This is a genomic window from Streptomyces sp. NPDC058758, from assembly GCF_042746075.1.
Lineage (GTDB): Bacteria > Actinomycetota > Actinomycetes > Streptomycetales > Streptomycetaceae > Streptomyces.
The window spans coordinates 1-16,325 of record NZ_JBHYPS010000066.1; the positions used below are offsets into that span (position 1 = coordinate 1).

General features: G+C 74.4%; 14 protein-coding genes. 8 read left to right on the forward strand and 6 right to left on the reverse strand.

The window, feature by feature from the left end:
- The first annotated feature begins 574 nt into the window (after positions 1-574).
- From ACFW6A_RS37555 to ACFW6A_RS37590, 8 genes are all read left to right on the forward strand, one after another.
- Positions 575-1,117: a hypothetical protein gene (locus ACFW6A_RS37555; protein ID WP_386646320.1), complete on the forward strand. Its 543-nt coding sequence runs from the start codon at positions 575-577 to the stop codon at positions 1,115-1,117.
- Between the two features lie 185 nt (positions 1,118-1,302).
- Complete coding sequence (locus ACFW6A_RS37560; RefSeq protein WP_386646323.1) at positions 1,303-1,842, forward strand: transposase family protein; 540 nt, start codon at positions 1,303-1,305, stop codon at positions 1,840-1,842.
- Positions 1,843-1,855: 13 nt separating this feature from the next.
- Entirely contained in the window at positions 1,856-3,202 is a 1,347-nt protein-coding gene (locus ACFW6A_RS37565) for a low temperature requirement protein A (RefSeq protein WP_386646326.1), read from the forward strand.
- A 52-nt stretch (positions 3,203-3,254) separates the two neighbouring features.
- The gene (locus tag ACFW6A_RS37570; RefSeq protein ID WP_351854140.1) at positions 3,255-3,950 is read left to right on the forward strand and encodes a TetR/AcrR family transcriptional regulator; all 696 of its coding nucleotides are present in this window, start codon (positions 3,255-3,257) and stop codon (positions 3,948-3,950) included.
- A 166-nt stretch (positions 3,951-4,116) separates the two neighbouring features.
- Positions 4,117-5,256, forward strand: a complete 1,140-nt coding sequence (locus ACFW6A_RS37575; protein WP_386646329.1) for an FAD-dependent oxidoreductase — start codon at positions 4,117-4,119, stop codon at positions 5,254-5,256.
- Between the two features lie 796 nt (positions 5,257-6,052).
- Positions 6,053-6,436: a UBP-type zinc finger domain-containing protein gene (locus ACFW6A_RS37580; RefSeq protein ID WP_351854134.1), complete on the forward strand. Its 384-nt coding sequence runs from the start codon at positions 6,053-6,055 to the stop codon at positions 6,434-6,436.
- A gap of 218 nt (positions 6,437-6,654) precedes the next feature.
- Positions 6,655-7,161 carry a TspO/MBR family protein gene (locus tag ACFW6A_RS37585; RefSeq protein WP_386646332.1) on the forward strand — a complete coding sequence of 169 codons (507 nt, stop codon included), beginning with the start codon at positions 6,655-6,657 and terminating at the stop codon, positions 7,159-7,161.
- A 295-nt stretch (positions 7,162-7,456) separates the two neighbouring features.
- Positions 7,457-7,906 carry a VOC family protein gene (locus tag ACFW6A_RS37590; protein WP_386646335.1) on the forward strand — a complete coding sequence of 150 codons (450 nt, stop codon included), beginning with the start codon at positions 7,457-7,459 and terminating at the stop codon, positions 7,904-7,906.
- 78 nt (positions 7,907-7,984) lie between these two features.
- On the opposite strand, the gene ACFW6A_RS37595 is transcribed toward ACFW6A_RS37590, so the two are convergent.
- The 6 genes from ACFW6A_RS37595 to ACFW6A_RS37620 all read right to left on the reverse strand — a co-directional run bounded on the left by ACFW6A_RS37595 (position 7,985) and on the right by ACFW6A_RS37620 (position 15,981).
- Positions 7,985-9,304, reverse strand: coding sequence for a diaminopimelate decarboxylase (locus tag ACFW6A_RS37595; RefSeq protein WP_386646338.1), 1,320 nt, complete (start codon positions 9,302-9,304; stop codon positions 7,985-7,987).
- A 74-nt stretch (positions 9,305-9,378) separates the two neighbouring features.
- The gene (gene lysA / locus ACFW6A_RS37600) at positions 9,379-10,683 is read right to left on the reverse strand and encodes a diaminopimelate decarboxylase (RefSeq protein ID WP_386646341.1); all 1,305 of its coding nucleotides are present in this window, start codon (positions 10,681-10,683) and stop codon (positions 9,379-9,381) included.
- 25 nt (positions 10,684-10,708) lie between these two features.
- Positions 10,709-12,055 (reverse strand): M20/M25/M40 family metallo-hydrolase, encoded by a 1,347-nt coding sequence (locus tag ACFW6A_RS37605; RefSeq protein WP_351854119.1) that lies wholly within the window; start codon positions 12,053-12,055, stop codon positions 10,709-10,711.
- A 49-nt stretch (positions 12,056-12,104) separates the two neighbouring features.
- The gene (locus ACFW6A_RS37610; RefSeq protein ID WP_351854117.1) at positions 12,105-12,980 is read right to left on the reverse strand and encodes a M55 family metallopeptidase; all 876 of its coding nucleotides are present in this window, start codon (positions 12,978-12,980) and stop codon (positions 12,105-12,107) included.
- Positions 12,977-13,849 (reverse strand): LD-carboxypeptidase, encoded by an 873-nt coding sequence (locus ACFW6A_RS37615; protein WP_386483445.1) that lies wholly within the window; start codon positions 13,847-13,849, stop codon positions 12,977-12,979. The genes ACFW6A_RS37610 and ACFW6A_RS37615 overlap by 4 nt, the downstream gene beginning before the upstream one ends.
- An 86-nt stretch (positions 13,850-13,935) precedes the next feature.
- The gene (locus ACFW6A_RS37620) at positions 13,936-15,981 is read right to left on the reverse strand and encodes a prolyl oligopeptidase family serine peptidase (protein WP_386646344.1); all 2,046 of its coding nucleotides are present in this window, start codon (positions 15,979-15,981) and stop codon (positions 13,936-13,938) included.
- Positions 15,982-16,325: the final 344 nt, after the last annotated feature.

Here is a 16,325-nt window from a genome sequence, read left to right on the forward strand (position 1 = left end):
TGCTCGCGTTTTGGGCGGGCGGCCCCCCCCCCCCGCTTAACACCCGCCGCGGGGGGGCGGGTGGGGGGCGGGTTGCGGGGGGGGGGCCCCCCCGCCCGCCCATCCGCGGGGAGAGCGGGGGCGATGCCGGTGACGCCGACGGACGACCGGCATCGGTCGCGCGACAGCTTCGACGTGACCGGGGCGCGGGGCCGAACAGGATCTGCCGAGGGGGGCGAGCGCCCCGGGTGTTGACAAGCACGGGGATTCTGGGACTCTCCCCCAAGGTGGACAGAGCGGAAGCCTGGTCGTTCGAGGCCGTTCGGACGGACGGGGCCGGCGGAGCACAGGCGCCGTGTTCCGGTGGGCGCGTGAGCCCGCTCCCTGTTCGCCACAGGGGCTTGCAGACCGGCTGGTGACCACGACCATCGCCCGGTCCGGCCGAGTGCTCCGCCCGTGCCGGGGCGGAGGGTGAGCGAGCCCGCTTGGTGGGTCGGCTCTCGCCCAGCCGGGCGGGAGATCACGAAGGCCGGCCGTCGGCCGGTGCCGTGCCGCGCCGGGCTCGACGGGGTGCGACCGAGTGGAGGAGTCGGACATGAGACGTGCACTGAGAGCCGTCGTTGCGACCTTGTTCCTGTGGGTCGGCTCGGTCGCCTTCCTGGCACCACCGGCCAGCGCGGGGGTGCTGGACCTGACGTGCGCCCCGCCGACGAGCGTCCTCAACAGCTACAGCCCCGCACTCACCGCCGCACCCCAGACCGTGACCGTCTCGACCACCGCTCTCTACGGCCCCTGCGTCTCACCGTCGCAACCGGCGATCACCTCCGGGACGCGCACCGCATCCGTGACGACGACGACCAGCTGCGCCGACCTGCTCGGCCCCGGCACGTTCACGTACACGATCACCTGGAACACCGGGCAGACCAGCACGTTGAGCACCAACTACACCAGGGTCGCGGCCGGCGGGGTCTACACCGTCACCGCCACCGGAGTCGTCACCGCCGGCGTGTTCGCCGGCGACACCGTCGTAGTCAACTACACCGGACCGTCGACCGACATCACCCTGTGCACCCTCGGTCTCGGGACGGTCTCCAGCCTCTACCTCCCCGTCGGCACGCTGGAGCTCACGTCGATCTGATCCGGCCTCCTCGACGATGCCAGTCGGGCGGGGAACCGGGCCGCCTCCTACGCCTTCCCCGGCGGCGGTACCGCGACGATGCGCCAACGAGCCGGTGCGTGACAGCGGGTGGGGCGTCCGTCCTGAAGGGCGGCGTGAGCGGTCCCCGGCCGTCCGGGCCTGCGGCTGCGGACACCCTGGCGGAGGTGTTCGCCCACACCCGGGCCGAAGGCGCCGAGCTGCGGCTGGACGCCACCGAGGTCCGGGTCCGCCCGCCCCTGGCCGGCCGCGGCGGACGCCGGGCGTTCGTCTCGGGCGAGAAGAAGCAGAACAGCATGAAGGCCACCGCCATCGCCGACCACCAGGGCCGCACGCTCTGGCCCGATGCCCTGCGGCAGGGGCGGATGCACGAGGCGACCGCCACGCGCAGCGAAGGCATCGGGATCCGCTCCGGTACTTCCCGGATGTGGAAGTACTGCTGGACGGCAGAGGTCCGGCCCTCCGCCGCGACCACCCCGGCCAGGCGCTCACACCGCCCGGAAAACCGGACAAGATCGCCCCCCTCCCCCGTGCAGGTCGGCAGAGAAGAGGCCCGGCGCCCGCCCTCATCGAAACGCATCACCGTCGAGCACGCACCAGCTCGTGAGTTGTTGCTGCCTGGGGCGAGCCCGGTTCGCCCGGCGGGTGGCGTCGGTGCGGGAGGCGGCGAACCAGGTGCACTGCGCCACGAACGACCTGTTTGGTGATCATAATTCCGCTATGTCTACTTCGGTGAGTGGCGGTTCCGGGTCCGGTTCCGAGTCGGGGGCGGGTGAGCGGCATGCCTCGTGGCTGGAGTTGTTCTTCGACCTGATCGCGGTCGCGGGGGTGGGGCAATTGGCGCACCTGCTGCACACGGGGCCGAGCGGGACGTCACTGGGTCGGTACGCGGTGCTGTTCCTGGCCTTCTGGTTCGCCTGGGTGATGTCGACCATGTACGGGAACGTGGCGGGGGAGCGGACGCGCGTCGCGGCGGTCATCACGGCGATGTTCGGAATGGCGGTGATGGCGGCCGCCGTGCCGGGAGTTCATGATTCCGACGGGAAGGCACGCGCCTTCGCCCTCGCCTACATCGTGGTGCGGCTCATCGCGTCCCGGGCACGGAGCGGACGCGGGCAGGTGGTCGCGGATCTGCCGATCCTCCAGCTGGGGGCCGGCCTCGCGCCGTGGGTGGTGTCGCTGTGGGTGCACGGGGAAGCCCGCCTGTGGCTGTGGGCGGCGGGACTGCTGATCGACATGGCGGTCATGGTGCGCGTCAGCCGCGAGGCGCTCCAGGTCGAGATCGACCAGAAGTGGGCCCGTGCGGAGGAGCGTGCGGAGGAGCGGGCGGAGCACTGGTTGCGGCGTGAGGAACGGCGCGGCGGCGCCCTGCCGTCCGAGGAGGCCCGCGCGCGGGTCGACCGCGTCCGGAGCAGGATGCGGAGGAAGCCGCAGGTCGTGGCCGCCGATGTCGGGCACCTGGCGGAGCGGCTCGGGCTCTTCGTGCTGATCGTGCTGGGTGAGGGGCTGGTGCAGTCGGTGTCCGCGGCGAGCGAGGAGCCGTGGGACGGCGGGGTGCGCGCGGTCGGTGCCGGGGTGTTCGTGATCCTGGTGCTGGTCTGGTCGCTGGCGTTGCGCACCGGTGCGTACGGGTTGCCGCTGCTGGCGCCGCGGGCGTTGCCGGTGCGGCTGGTGCTGTTGCTGCACTGCTTGTTCGCCGGGGCGGTGGCGGCGCTCGCGGCGGCGCTGGGCCGGGCGGTGGAGCAGGCCGGTGAAGCGATGCCGCAGCCCGGCCGGCTGCTGCTGGCCGGCGTGCTGGCGCTGATCCTTGTCACGGCGCTGGTGTGCGCGCTGGTGTCCGGCCGGGGCGCGGGCTGGGCCTTGGGGGCGGTCGGGCCGGCACTGGTGGTCGTGGGTGTTCTGGCGGTGGCCCCGGGGGCGGGGGACCCGGAGGGGTTCGGCACCGTGGTGTCGGTGGCACTGGCGGTGTGCGCCCTTGCCTGGCCGGTGGCCTGGCGGGTGTACCGGCCGGGTGCTCCGGCGGCGAAGGAGCCCGCTCAGGGCGCCGCAGCGGGGTTTACGGGGTGAAGCGTGATCCCGCACCCCTCTGGATGACGAACGCGTTCGTTACGATCGGGGCATGACTGCGAAGCGAGAACCCATCAGCCGGCGCGAGCGCCCCGCGAAGCCGGCCCTGACGCGGCGGGGGATCGTCGATGCGGCGGTGCGGGTCATGCGGTCCGAGGGGCTGGAGAAGGTGACCATGCGGCGCCTGGCCCAGGAGCTGGACACCGGCCCGGCCTCGCTCTACGTCTACGTGTCCCACACCGCCGAGCTGCACGCGGCGGTGCTGGACGCGCTCCTGGGCGAGGTGGAGCTGCCCGCCGACCGGCCCGGGATCGGCTGGCGCGAGGACCTCGTCGCGGTCCTCACCTCCTACACCCGTCTGCTCTTCGAGCACCCGCAGCTGGCCCGCTCCGCCCTGGTCGCGCGCCCCAGCGGCGCGAACTACCTCGACCTGGTCGAACGCCTTCTGCTGCTGCTCTCCCGCAGCGGCGCCCCACGGGAGCAGGTCGCCTGGGGCGTGGACAGCCTCCTGCAGTACGCGACCGCGACCGCGGCGGAGCACGGCACGCAGGAACGCGACCCGATGAGCCAGGACGACTGGGACGCGCTCGCCCGTGCCGCGCACGGAGTGGACGAGGCCGAACATCCGACGATCAAGGCGCACCTGCCGGCACTCCTGTCCGGCACCCAGGACGCTCGGCTGTCCTGGGGCTTCGACGTCGTGATCAACGGGATCGTCCACACCCCCGTCCCGGACCCCACCGGCTGAACTCTCGCGGATTTCCGCTTCGGACGGACGGTCCGCGCCGAGGTCGCACGGAAGGGGCGCAGCACACCCATGGAAGAACTTGTTCGTCACGAACATGTTCGTTACGGTGGAAGGGCGGGTCGCCGAGGGCGGCCGCGGCACCGTCCCCCACCTCCAGGAGGCCCCCATGAGCACGCACCACCCCCTCGCGATCATCGGCGGAGGCCTCGGCGGCCTCACCGCCGCCCGTGTCCTCTCCGTCCACGGCATCGAGGCGGCCGTCTTCGAACTGGAGCCGTCGCGGGAGGCCCGCACCCAGGGCGGCATGCTCGACATCCACGAGGAGAACGGCCAGAAGGCCCTGCACGCCGCCGGACTCCACGACGACTTCCTCAAGATCATCCACGAGGGCGGCCAGGCCCTGCGCCTGCTCGGCCCCGACGGCACCGTCCACGTCGCGGAAGAGGACGACGGCACCGGCGGCCGCCCCGAGGTCGACCGCGGCGACCTGCGCGACCTGCTCCTCGACTCCGTCCCGGCCGGCACGGTCCACTGGGGCAGGAAGGTCACCGGCGTCCGCGCTCTGGACGGCGGACGCCACGAGGTGACCTTCGCCGACGGCTCCGCCATCACGACCGACCTGCTGATCGGCGCCGACGGCGCCTGGTCGCGCGTACGTCCCCTGCTCTCCGACGCCGTGCCCGCCTACACCGGCATCTCCTTCGTGGAGACCGACCTGCTGGAGGCCGAGATCCGCCACCCGCGCAGCGCGGCCGTCGTCGGCGGCGGGTTCTTCGTCTGCCTCGGCGACGAACGCGGCTTCCTCGCCCACAAGGAGACCGACGGCAGCATCCACGTCTACACCGCCCTCAAAGCGGACGAAGACTGGCTGGACACGGTCGATTTCACCGACCCGCAGGCCGCCAAGCAGGCCGTTCTCGCCCGCTTCGAGGGCTGGGACGAGTCCCTGCGCGACCTGATCGCCGACGCGGACACCATGACCCCGCGCCGTATCCACGCCCTGCCGGTGGGCCACCGCTGGGACCGGGTGCCGGGCGTGACCCTGCTCGGTGACGCCGCCCACGTGATGTCGCCCTTCGCCGGCGAGGGCGCGAACCTCGCCATGCTCGACGGCGCCGAACTCGCCTCGGCCATCGCCGCCCACCCCGGCGACACCGAGGCGGCTCTGACCGCCTACGAGAAAGCCCTCTTCCCCCGCAGCGAAGCCTCCGCCGCCGACTCCGCCCGGAGCCTGGAGACGATGTTCGGCCCGCAGGGCCTGGAGGAGATGACGGCGTTCTTCACCACCGGACCGACGGCCCCGTGACCCCCGGCCGCCCACGACCACGCAGCGGCGGGCCCGCCGGCCTGCCCCACGGAGCCGGTGCCCCCGCCGCGCACACCTCTCCCCCACCCGGTGATTTCGTCGGATCGCAGGGAACCACTGAGCTGCTGTACACAGGCACGGGACACCGGCCGTCGCTCCTGCCGCGCCATCGGCCAGCGCTGCGACAAGCGCCTGTCGCCGCTGACCGCCACCTGCGTCCGCTCGGTCCTCAAGTCCGCCCTGGAGCACGCCGTCCACCAAGACGACCTGCCCCGCACCCCGCCCTCGGCGGCGGCACGGCCGGCATCACCCCCCAGCGCATCCGCACCAGGAGCCTGACTACCCTGCGCACCAAGACCCGCGCTTTCGAACGCCGCATCGTCCTCCCCCGCCGAGTGCACCCACTCGCTCCAGCGCCCCCAGGAACACCAGCAGGCCGAGCGGCAGGCCGGCAGAGCGGTGGCCAGGGGCTTGCCGGTCGGGGTGCGAGCGGGGGCGTAGGTGCGAGTACCGGACAGGACGGTGGTCATCGCGTGGGCGGGGACGACGGTTTCGACTGCCGGTGGGCCGGATTCCGGGATCGTAGCCGGTGATCCGGTCGGTGCAGTCGCCGGTGGGGCCTTACCCGGGCCGACGCGCGGAATCGCCACCGGGCACGGGGACAGCGGACGGTTTCGACCGTCGCCGGCCCTGGCGGTCGCCCTGGTGCGGTCGGGGACGGGTCCGCATCCACCGGCACTTTCCGGTCCGAAGAGGAAGAGCACGAATCCGATCCGAAGAGCGAGGTGACAGGGTCGTGAAGGCAGGCGGGGCAGACGGGAACCGCAGGGAGAACGTCACGGGAGGCGGGGCGTCGTGGACGGTGGCGCCCGACCCCGGGCGTCCGTACGACCGCCGCTGTGAGCACCTCTCCGGCGTGGGCCGGCCGGCCGGTCCCGTCGGCGCGGGCTGCGCGGAGTGCCTCGCCCTGGGCTGGTCCTGGTCGAGGCTGCGCTGGTGCGCCACGTGCGGGCACGTCGGATGCTGCGACAGCTCCCGGGGGCGCCACGGCCATGCGCACCACGCGGCGACCGGGCATCCGGTGGTGCTCTCCCTCGACCCGGGCGAGGGCTGGGGCTGGTGTTACGTGGACGAACTGTTCCTGGTCGAATCTCCGCAGCCCGAGGGCGATGCTTCGTGAAGGAACCGGGAAGCCGCCCGGTTGGTCCCCGGGCCCGTTCGCGCCTGGCGTTTCCCTGCCCTCGGCGAGCACGGTGTCCCTCGGCGAGCACGGTGTCCCTCGGCGGGATCGGGGCACACGCCCCGGTGCACGGCACGGGGCCTACCGGCGGCGCGGCCAGAGGCTCCGCCGCCGTCGGCCGCGCCGACCGGGGCGCCACGACGGGCGAAGGTGGAGCGATGAGACTGACGAGCGACGCGTACCGGACGCCCGGGGCGGACGGGCGAGGGAGGCATTACGCGGCGGCCGCTGCGGCGGTCGCCGCCGCGGCCGCGGTGGGCGCGGTTCCCGTCGATCCGGAGAGTTCCTGGTACCGCGGCCTGGACAAGCCGCCGTGGCAGCCGCCGCCGTGGGCGTTCGGCGTGGTGTGGACTCCGTTGTACGTGTCGCTGGCCTTCGCGGCGGGACGGGCCCTCCGCGTCGCGAAAGGCCCCGAGCGGGGGCGCCTCGCGGCACGGTTCGGAGTGAACCTGGCGCTCAACGCGAGCTGGACCTGGCTGTTCTTCGGCTGCAGGAGCCCCCGCGCCGGGCTCGCCGCCACGCTCCTGCTGGACGTCAGCAACGTCGCGCTGATACGTCGTACCGGCCGCGTCGACCCCACGGCGGCCCGCGCCCTGGTGCCCTACGCGGTGTGGTGCGCCTTCGCGACGGCTCTCGACGGCTCCGTCGCCCGGCGCAACAGCTGACGGAGCCGTACGGGACGGGACGGCCAGGCGCTCGGTCACCGTGACCGGTGCCCCCGCTTCCGGAGCCGCCGCTGGAAACGCCGCCCCGCGCCCCGGATGCCGAAGGCGAAGGCGCCGATCGGCGCGGCGACGACGATCAGGCCCCCGGGTCCCCGGGCCGGCCCCGGCGGCGAGTCGCATCGTCCGTGCATCGCCGCGCGCCCGGCGGGCGGGCGGTGTGACGATCCGGGCCCGTTCCTCATCCGCGGACCGCTGCAGAGGGGAAGAACGGTCACCGGCTGAGGAGGAGGTCACCATGAACACAGCTCGGGCGAGCAGGGGCGCCGGGGTCGCGCGCCCTTCGGACGACACCGCGGCCGCGGACCTCCACGCCTACCTCGGCTACGAGGACACCGAAGCCGCCCTCGCCTGGTTCTCCGGCGTCGGCTTCGAGGTCGTGCGGCGGCAGGACGGTGAGGACGGTTCCCTCCTCCACGCCGAGCTCCGTCTCGGGAACGTGGTCGTGATGGTGGCCGGTGCCCATGCCGCCTACAGCAGGCCCGCCCTGCACGGCACCAGCACGGGGAGCGGACTGTACCTCTGTCTCCCCTCCCCTTCGGCGGTCGACCAGTGGTACTTCCACGCGGTGTCCGCGGGCGGGGTCCCGGTGATCGAGCCGGAGGCGACGGAGTGGGGCACGCGACGCGCCCGCGTACTCGACCCCGAGGGCCACGAGTGGAGCGTGGGGACCTACCGGCCGGGCTGACGCGGCGGTCTTCCCCGCACCCGGCCCCCCGGCCGGGTGCGCCCACCCGTGGGCGGCACGCGGACGGGCCGGGCCCCGTCAGGAACCGAACCCCGTCAGGAGCGCCGTCGCGTGGGGCGCGCCGCTCTCCTCGACCACCTCCCCGAGCGTCTGCGGCGTCCGCACGGGTGCCAGCTCGACACCGCCGTCCCGGTGGAGGAAGCCGTGGACTCCCGGCCGGGGAAGGCTGTTGTACGCCCAGGGGGCGGAGAAGTAGTAGGCGCCGGTGTCGTGCAGCACCACCACGTCGCCCTCCGAGAGTTCCGGCAGGAGACGCCCGTGCGCCACGACGTCCCCGGCGAAGCAGAGCGGGCCCGCGACGTCCTGCGGCACCGCGGGGGTGGTCTTCGGGCGGCCGTCCGGACCGTGGGCCGTGATCCTCACCGGCCACGCGTCGGGCATGAACACCGTACGGGTGGCCACCTGTGCTCCGGCGTGGGTGACCGCGATCCTCCGGCCGCCCGCCTCCTTGACGTACTCGACCACGGCGGCGGTGAAGCCGTTCTTGGCGAGCAGCGACCGTCCGAACTCCGTGACCAGCTGGTACCGGCCGTCGAACAGGGCGGGTTCCACGTCGGTGAGTGCCCGGACGTACTCCTCGAACGTCGGCGTGACCGTGTCGTCGCGGAAGTTGACGGGCAGTCCGCCGCCCAGGTCGAGACTGGTGACCTGGCGTGCGCCCACGTGGGCGTTGATCTCCTCGGCGAGCCCGTGCAGCGCGGCGAGGCCCCGGGCGATCAGCGGCAGCGGGCACCCCTGCGAGCCGACGTGGGCGTGCAGGCGGGTGAGCCAGGGACGCCTCAGGAAGGCGTCCAGCACCCGGGCCCGGGCGCCCGGGTCGCCCAGGGCGACCCCGAATTTGGAGTGTGCCGTCGCCGTGCTCATCGCGGCGATGGTGCCGCCGCCGACCTGCGGGTTGACGCGCAGGCCGATGACGGAACGGGAGCCGGCGGGGCGCAGGGCGTCGACGCGTTCGAGTTCGGCGAGGTTGTCCGCGTTCAGCGCGATGCCCAGGGCGAGTGCCTCGCGGATCTCGGTGCGCGTCTTGGCCGGTGAGTCCAGGACGATGCGGTCGGGTGCGAACCCCGCGGCGAGTGCCAGCCGGGTCTCCCCCGGGCTCGCCGTCTCGCACCCCATGCCGGCGTCCGCGAGCAGGCGCAGGACGGGGACGAGGGGGGCCGCCTTGACCGCGAAGGCGTGCAGCACGTCCGGTACGTGGGCGAAGGCCTTGTGCAGGGCGGCGACGCCGTCCCGTACCCCCTGGACGTCGACGAAGCCGGCGACGGGCCGGCCCTCGCCGAGGAGGCCCTGGATCACCGCCCGTCCCAGTACGGTCTCGACCTTCTCCTGGTGCGCCATGGGTTCCTTCCTCGACGGTGGGGGCGGGGCGTGGCTCGGACGGGCGGCGCCGGGGGGCCCGCCCGGGAGGCGGGTCACGGGACGTCCAGCCGCAGGACGTCGTCGAGCGTCTCCCCGCGGACGACGAGGCGCGCCGCGCCGTCGCGCACGGCGACGACGGGCGGCCGGGGCTGGGCGTTGTAGTTGTTCGCCATGGAGCGGTGGTAGGCGCCGCAGGCCGGTACGGCGAGGAGGTCGCCGACCGCGAGGTCGGACGGCAGGCGGACCGATTCCACGACGACGTCGCCGGACTCGCAGTGCCGGCCGCAGACCGTCACCGTCTCGTCGGCGCCCCTCGCCGTCGTCCGGGCGGCGAGGCGGGCCGTGTAGCGGGCGCCGTAGAGGGCCGGGCGCGGGTTGTCGCTGAGGCCGCCGTCGACGGACACCCAGGTGCGCAGGCCGCGCCGACGCTTGACGGTGCCCACGGTGTACAGCGTCACCGTGGTGGGCCCCGCGATCGCCCGCCCGGGTTCGACGGCGAGCCGCGGCATGGGGACGCCCGCGTCGGCGCACGCCTTGTGGACCCGTTCGACGAGGACGGGCGCGAGGTCGCGCACCTCCAGGGGCTCGTCCTCGGGAAGGTAGGCGATGCCGAGGCCCCCGCCGAGGTCGAGGCGCCGCAGCAGCACTCCGTGTGTACGGGCGGTGTCGGCCATCAGGGCGACGAGCCGGTCGGCGGCCGTCGTGAAGACGTCCGGGCGCAGGATCTGGGAGCCGAGGTGGCTGTGCAGGCCGACGAGTTCCAGGCCGGGTGCGCCGACGACGCGGGCGACGGCGCGGTGGGCGCTGCCGGTGGAGAGCGGGAAGCCGAACTTCTGGTCGTCGGTGCCGGTGGTGATGTGCGCGTGGGTGTGCGCCTCGACGCCCGGTGTGACGCGGACGAGGACGTCCTGGCGCCTGCCCCGCCGGGTGGCGATCTCGGACAGCCGGGTGATCTCGTCGTCGGAGTCGACGACGACGAGCGAGACGCCGTAGTCGACGGCCTCGGCCAGTTCGGACGCGGACTTGTTGTTGCCGTGGAGGATGAGGGAGGCCCCCGGCACTCCGGCGCGCCGCGCGGTGCGCAGTTCACCCGCGGAGCACACGTCGATGCCCAGTCCCTCCTCCCTCAGCCAGACGGCGACCTGGTGGCAGAGGAAGGCCTTGGCCGCGTAGAAGACGTCGTGGCCGGCGAAGGCGGTGCGCCAGGTCCGGCAGCGGGCGCGGAAGTCGTCCTCGTCGAGGACGAAGGCCGGTGTGCCGAACTCCTCGGCCAGGGCGCTCAGGGGTACCCCGCCGATCGTCAGGCCGTCGGGGCCGCCGGTGGTCGTGGCCGGCCACAGGTGCGGAGGAAGGTGCATGCTCGTTCGCCCTTCGGAACGTGGCTCAGTAGGTGGTCAGGAACCGGTGGAGGACGCGGACGCCGAATCCGAGACCGGACACGGGCACGCGCTCGTCCACGCCGTGGAACATGCCGAAGTAGTGCAGATGGGGGTCGAGCAGGAGGGGTGCGAACCCGTAGGTGGCGATGCCGATCCGGGCGAAGGCCTTGGCGTCGGTTCCGCCCGACTGGACGAACGGCACCGGGCGCGCGTGGGGGTCCTGGTCGCGGAGCGCCGCGGCCATCGCGCCGAAGGCCGGCCCTTCGTGATCCGCGGCGACGGCCTCTTCGCAATGGATGAACTCGCGGGTCACCTTCGGGCCGAGGAGGCGGTCCACGGTCTCCAGGAAGGCGTCGCGTTCGCCGGGGAGGAAGCGGCCGTCCACCTCGGCGTGGGCGTGCGAGGGGATGACGTTGACCTTGCCGCCCGCGGTGAGCACGGTGGGGTGGGCGGTGTTGCGGACGGTGCAGTCGAACAGCTCGCCCAGCCGGCCGAGGCGGCTCGCCTCCTCCTCCAGTCGGGTGCGGTCGATGCGGAAGCCGAGTGTGCGGTCGAGGGCGTCGAGCAGGGCGGTGACGGCGGGCGTGAGGCGGGCGGGCCAGCGGTGGTCGGCCAGCCGGGAGAGGGCGCGGACCAGTTCGGCGACCGCGTTGTCCGCCCCGGGGCCCGAGCCGTGCCCGGCCGTGCCGTGGGCGGTGAGCCGCATCCAGGCCGTACCGCGCTCTCCGACGGCGATGGGGTACACGCGCGCGTCCGGGCCGGTGCAGGAACTCCTCCTCGCCGTGATCGAGAAGCCGCCGGACTCGCTGATCGCCTCCTCGACGCCGGTGAAGTGGTCCCGGTGGGCGGTCGTGACGTGCCGTGAGCCGTACGCCCCGGTCGACTCCTCGTCCGCGAGGAAGGCGAGGACCAGGTCACGGCGCGGCCGCTGTCCGGTGCGGGCCCAGGCGCGCACCAGGGCGAGGGTCATCGCGAGGGTCCCCTTCATGTCGACCGCTCCCCGTCCCCACAGGCAGCCGTGGCGGAGGTCTCCGGAGAGCGGGTGCAGGGTCCAGTCGCGGGGCTCGGCGGGCACGGTGTCGAGGTGCCCGTGGACGAGCAGCGGGGGCAGGCCGGGGTCCTCGCCGTCGATCCGGGCCAGGACGCTGGTGCGGCGGGGGCGCGGTTCGGTGAGGACGGCGCGGACACCGGCGGCGTCCAGGGCTTCGGCGACGTACTCGGCGGCCAGGCGCTCACCGGGCCCCGTCCCGTCTCCCGGGTTGGCGGTGTCGATGCGCAGGAGGTCCGAGCAGAGTGCGGCGACGTCGTCGGCGTGTCCGTCGTGCAGGCCGGGCGGTCGGGTGGCGTTCACGAGCTGCTCCACGAGTGCGGTGCGGGCGGGGGGCGGGGCGGGGCGGCGGTCAGCCGAAGTGGTCCTCCATCGCCGCGCCGGCGACGGTCGTGCACACCTTGAAGGTGCGGGCGGCGGTGGTCGCGTCCGCCGCGGTGAAGGCGATGCCGCGCGGACCGTTGGCTTCGACGGTGGGGACGGCGAGAACCGCTGCCGCCAGATGGGGTGCGTGGAAATCGAGTTCGAAGCGGTGGGACCTGTCGGGAGCGCCGCGCCTCCGCGCCGGGTCGGCGGCGTCCGCGCGTGTGCGCCGGACGGGATGCCGGAGGAGGCGGGAGGCGGCCTCGGCGGCCCGGGCCCGCAGCAGTTCGGCGCTCCGGGCGGGCGGGAGGCAGACGGCGGCGTACCGGCTGACGCATTCCTTGACCGCGACCACGAGGGCGTCGGGGGCCCAGGTTCCCGCCGCCCGGCAGGTGAGGTCGTCGCCGGTGACGAGGACGACGGGGACGCCGTGTTCCTCGGCGATCAGCGCGTTCATGCGGCCCTCGTCGGCCGGTTCGCCGTCGATGCGGAAGCCGGTCAGCCCGGTGCCGAGGTAGGTGTGCGAGAGGACTCCCTGCTGGCCGGCGCCCGTGTGGTAGCCGAGGAAGACGACGGCGTCGGCCAGCTCGATCCCGGCCATCATGCCGAGCGGCTTGTGGCGGCCGGTGAGCAGGCGGGCCCGGGGGTCGAGGGCTTCGAGGAGGAGGTTGCGCTGTGTGTAGTGGGCGTCGTTGACCAGCACGTCGTCGGCGCCGCCGGCGAGGAGGCCGTCGACGACGGCGTTGACGTCGCCGGTGAACAGGGGGCGCATGCGCTCCCAGGAGGCGGTGCCCGGTTCGACGTCGTCGGGGCAGGTGACGCCGGTGACGCCTTCCATGTCGGCGGAGACGAGGACGCGCGTCATGCCGTGCTCCTTTCGTGCGGAGGGAGGGTGACGCGGCGCAGGGCCGTGTCGAGTACGGCGCGCGCCCCCAGGGGCAGGGTCAGCTGGCGCGGTCCGTGTCCGGCGGCCAGTCCGGCCGCCACGGGGACGCCGAGGTCGGACAGGCGCTCGCGCAGCACGGCCTCGACCCGGTCGGGTGGGCCGCAGTCGGTGAAGTCCCCGAGGACGACACCGGCCGCTCCCCGCAGGACGCCGGCCCGTCGGAGCTGCGTCAGGGCCCGGTCCAGGCGGTACGGTTCCTCGCCGACTTCCTCGATGAGGAGGATCCGGCCCTCCGAGACGGGCGCGGTGGCGGTCCCGAGCGACGAGGCGAGCACGGTGAGGTTGCCGCCGGTGAGGATGCCTTCGGCGCGTCCGGGGGCGAGGACGGGTCCGTGCAGGGCGAGGGAGCGCGGGGCGGCCCCGAAGAGGGCGGCGCGCAGGGATGCGGCGGTGGCCTCGTCGACGTGGACGGGACGGCACGCGGGCATGGGGGCGTGCAGCGTCACCAGTCCGAGCGCCTCCCCCATGGCCTGGTGGAGGCAGGTGATGTCGCTGGAGCCGACGAGGAACTTGGGGCCCGCTGCCGCGAGGCGACGGTGGTCGAGCCGGTCGGCGATGCGCTGGGTCCCGTATCCGCCGCGTACGCAGAGGACCGCGCGCACCGCGGGGTCGAGCCACGCCTCGGTGAAGTCGGCGAGGCGCGTCTCGTCGGAACCGGCCAGGTAGTCGCCGTGGGTCGCGGAGAGCCGGGGGGTGGTGCGGGGTCTGAGGCCCCAGCGCTCCAGCAGGGCCCGGGCCCGTGCCGTCTCGCGGTCGTCCACCGGTCCGGCGGGGGCGACCAGGGCCACCGTGTCGCCGCGTCGGAGGAACGGGGGGTGCGTGCGGTCCGGCGCCGGCGGGTTTTCCGCGGCCGCGGCCGGCGTGGTCCCGGCCGTCATGCCCGGGGGGCGGGGGCCGCGGGCGGCGTGGTGCCGGTCGTCCCGGCCGGGGGCACGCGGGGAGGGCCGAAGATCCGTTCGTAGAAGCGGATCTCGGCGTCGAGGGCCGCCCGGATCGTCTCGGCGCGGCGCCAGCCGTGGCGTTCCCCGGAGAACTCGACGTGCTCGTGGGGCAGGCCGGCCTCCCGGAGGGCGCGGGCCATGGCGCCCGACTGGGCGGGGTCCACGATGGCGTCGTCGAGGCCGTGGAGCAGCAGTGCGGGGCCGCTGGCGCGGGGCGCCGCCAGGACCGGGGAGCGCTGTGCGTACAGGGCGGCGGCGGCCGGCAGGGGGCCGATCAGCCGGTCGAGGTAGCGGGATTCGAAGTCGTGGGTGGTGGCGGCCCAGGTGACGGGGTCGGTGATGCCGTAGAAGGAGACCGCGCCGGCGAAGACGTCCGTGTGCGTGAGGGCGGCGAGCGCGGTCCAGCCGCCCGCGCTTCCGCCGCGTATCGCGAGGCGGCCGGGGTCGGCGAGTCCTTCGCGCACCAGGGCGTGGGCGACGGTCACGCAGTCGTCGACGTCGACGACGCCCCAGGCGCCGTTCAGACGCTCACGGTAGGCGCGGCCGTAGCCGACGGAGCCTCCGTAGTCGACCGTCGCGACGCCGATGCCGCGGCTGGTGAAGTAGGTGATCTCCAGGTCGTACACCATGGGGTGGTCGCCGGTGGGGCCGCCGTGGACGAAGAGCACCCAGGGCGGGCGTTCCCCGTCGGGCGTGACGCGACGGGGATGGGCGGGCGGGTAGGTGTGCGCGTGCACCGGGACGTCGGGGAGGCCGGGAGCGTCGCCGGCCGGGGTCGCGGCGGGACGCGGGAAGGACCTCGCGGTGGGGCGGGGCAGCCAGGCGGGGTCGACCGGCTCGGCCCGGGAGGTGGAGAGGAAGCGGGCGTCGCGCGCGCCGGGAGCGCCGGGGGCGGGGAGGCCGGCGGTGATGACGTTGTACGGCAGGAGGGTGCTCGCCCCCGCGGTGACCAGGCGGTGCGCGTCGGCGTCGATGCTGTGGACGAAGTCGGTGCAGGGCAGGCCGAGATCGGTGAGGACGGGCAGGCCGGGACCGGCGGCGGGGTCCACGACGGAGACGCGGCGCCCGGCCCCCGTGCCGTGGACGGCGACGGCCCGGCCGTCGGGGAGCGGGGCGAACCAGGTGGCGCCGGGTTTCCACAGCGCGCCGCCGAACTCCTCCTCGGCGTGCGTGACGGCGCGGGCGGGCCCCGTGCGGGCGGGGACGAGGTGGAGCGTCCACCACCCGTCGGGGTCGGTGACCGCCCAGAGGCTGTGGGAGTCCCTCCATTCGGCCTGGACCACCGATTCCCGTGGGCCGCCCGCCCGCACGCGGTGGGTGCCGGCGGTGCCGTCCTGCCGCAGCGGGGCGACGCACAGCTCGGTGCCGTCCCACGGCATGTCCGGATGGTTCCAGCCGATCCAGGACAGGTGGCGGCCGTCCGGGGAGAGGCGGGGGCAGGTCATGAAGTGGTGGGTGGCGGCGACGGTCCGTTCGGCGCCTGTGCGGAGCGAGACCGCCACGAGGGCGCGCTGGACGTCGCGCACCCCGTCGCGGCGGGTCTCCCGGACGGCCCAGACCTCGTCGCGCGACGGCGGCACGTAGAGGTCCCCGTAGGTGACGTTGCCGCGGGCGGGCGTGAGGGGCCTGGGCGGGTCCTGGGTGTCCGGGTGGTGGAGGTGGAGGCGCTGGTCGTTCCAGTGGGTGAACACCAGGCCGGTGCCGGTGGGGCGCCAGGACCTGCCGCCGTACTCGTGCAGGCTGTTGCGGGCGTCGAACCCCGGGGGCAGCACGTCCTCGATCCGACCGTCCGGTTTCGCGCGCACGACGCAGCGGCGGCCGGCCTCGTGGGGGCGCGGTTCGTCCCACCACACCTCGTCACCGACGAGGGACACCCAGCCCGGCGTCCCGTCCTGGCGGGCGACGTCCGCCGCGCTGATGTCGGAGTCCCAGGCCCGGAACGCGGTCGGGGTGCTGCGGGTGGGAGGGGCGTGGTTCATGGGGTTACCGCCTTGTGGCGTGCGGAGGGACGTCAGGGCGTGAGCGGGAGGACGGCGGAGGGGAGGAGGGCGTTCCGCCGTGCCCGGGGCGTGGCGCAGGGGGTCTGCGGCGCGAGCCGTGGGTGTGCCGTGCGCGGGGCGCGCTGTCGTACGCGCCGCCGTGTGCGTGTCGGCCGGTCGTCGGGGCCGGCAGTGCGCAGCGGCGTGTCGTGCGTCCGGGGAGGGGGCCGCCGCTGTCCCCCGGGGTGGTGGTGTCGGTGGCGGCGCGGCGCGGGCCGGCGTGCGTCAGGCGGGCGGAGCCGTTCTCATGCGCTCCACGCTAGTGAGTCGGCACGGGGCCGCAC

What these genes read in the sequence shown, in the direction of transcription:
- ACFW6A_RS37555 (WP_386646320.1), top strand. Translation starts at nt 575, where the DNA reads ATGAGACGTGCACTGAGAGCCGTCGTTGCGACCTTGTTCCTGTGGGTC.
- ACFW6A_RS37565 (WP_386646326.1), top strand. Translation starts at nt 1,856, where the DNA reads ATGTCTACTTCGGTGAGTGGCGGTTCCGGGTCCGGTTCCGAGTCGGGG.
- ACFW6A_RS37570 (WP_351854140.1), top strand. Translation starts at nt 3,255, where the DNA reads ATGACTGCGAAGCGAGAACCCATCAGCCGGCGCGAGCGCCCCGCGAAG.
- ACFW6A_RS37610 (WP_351854117.1), bottom strand. Translation starts at nt 12,980, where the DNA reads ATGACGCGCGTCCTCGTCTCCGCCGACATGGAAGGCGTCACCGGCGTC.
- ACFW6A_RS37590 (WP_386646335.1), top strand. Translation starts at nt 7,457, where the DNA reads ATGAACACAGCTCGGGCGAGCAGGGGCGCCGGGGTCGCGCGCCCTTCG.
- lysA (WP_386646341.1), bottom strand. Translation starts at nt 10,683, where the DNA reads ATGCACCTTCCTCCGCACCTGTGGCCGGCCACGACCACCGGCGGCCCC.
- ACFW6A_RS37595 (WP_386646338.1), bottom strand. Translation starts at nt 9,304, where the DNA reads ATGGCGCACCAGGAGAAGGTCGAGACCGTACTGGGACGGGCGGTGATC.
- ACFW6A_RS37575 (WP_386646329.1), top strand. Translation starts at nt 4,117, where the DNA reads ATGAGCACGCACCACCCCCTCGCGATCATCGGCGGAGGCCTCGGCGGC.
- ACFW6A_RS37585 (WP_386646332.1), top strand. Translation starts at nt 6,655, where the DNA reads ATGAGACTGACGAGCGACGCGTACCGGACGCCCGGGGCGGACGGGCGA.
- ACFW6A_RS37620 (WP_386646344.1), bottom strand. Translation starts at nt 15,981, where the DNA reads ATGAACCACGCCCCTCCCACCCGCAGCACCCCGACCGCGTTCCGGGCC.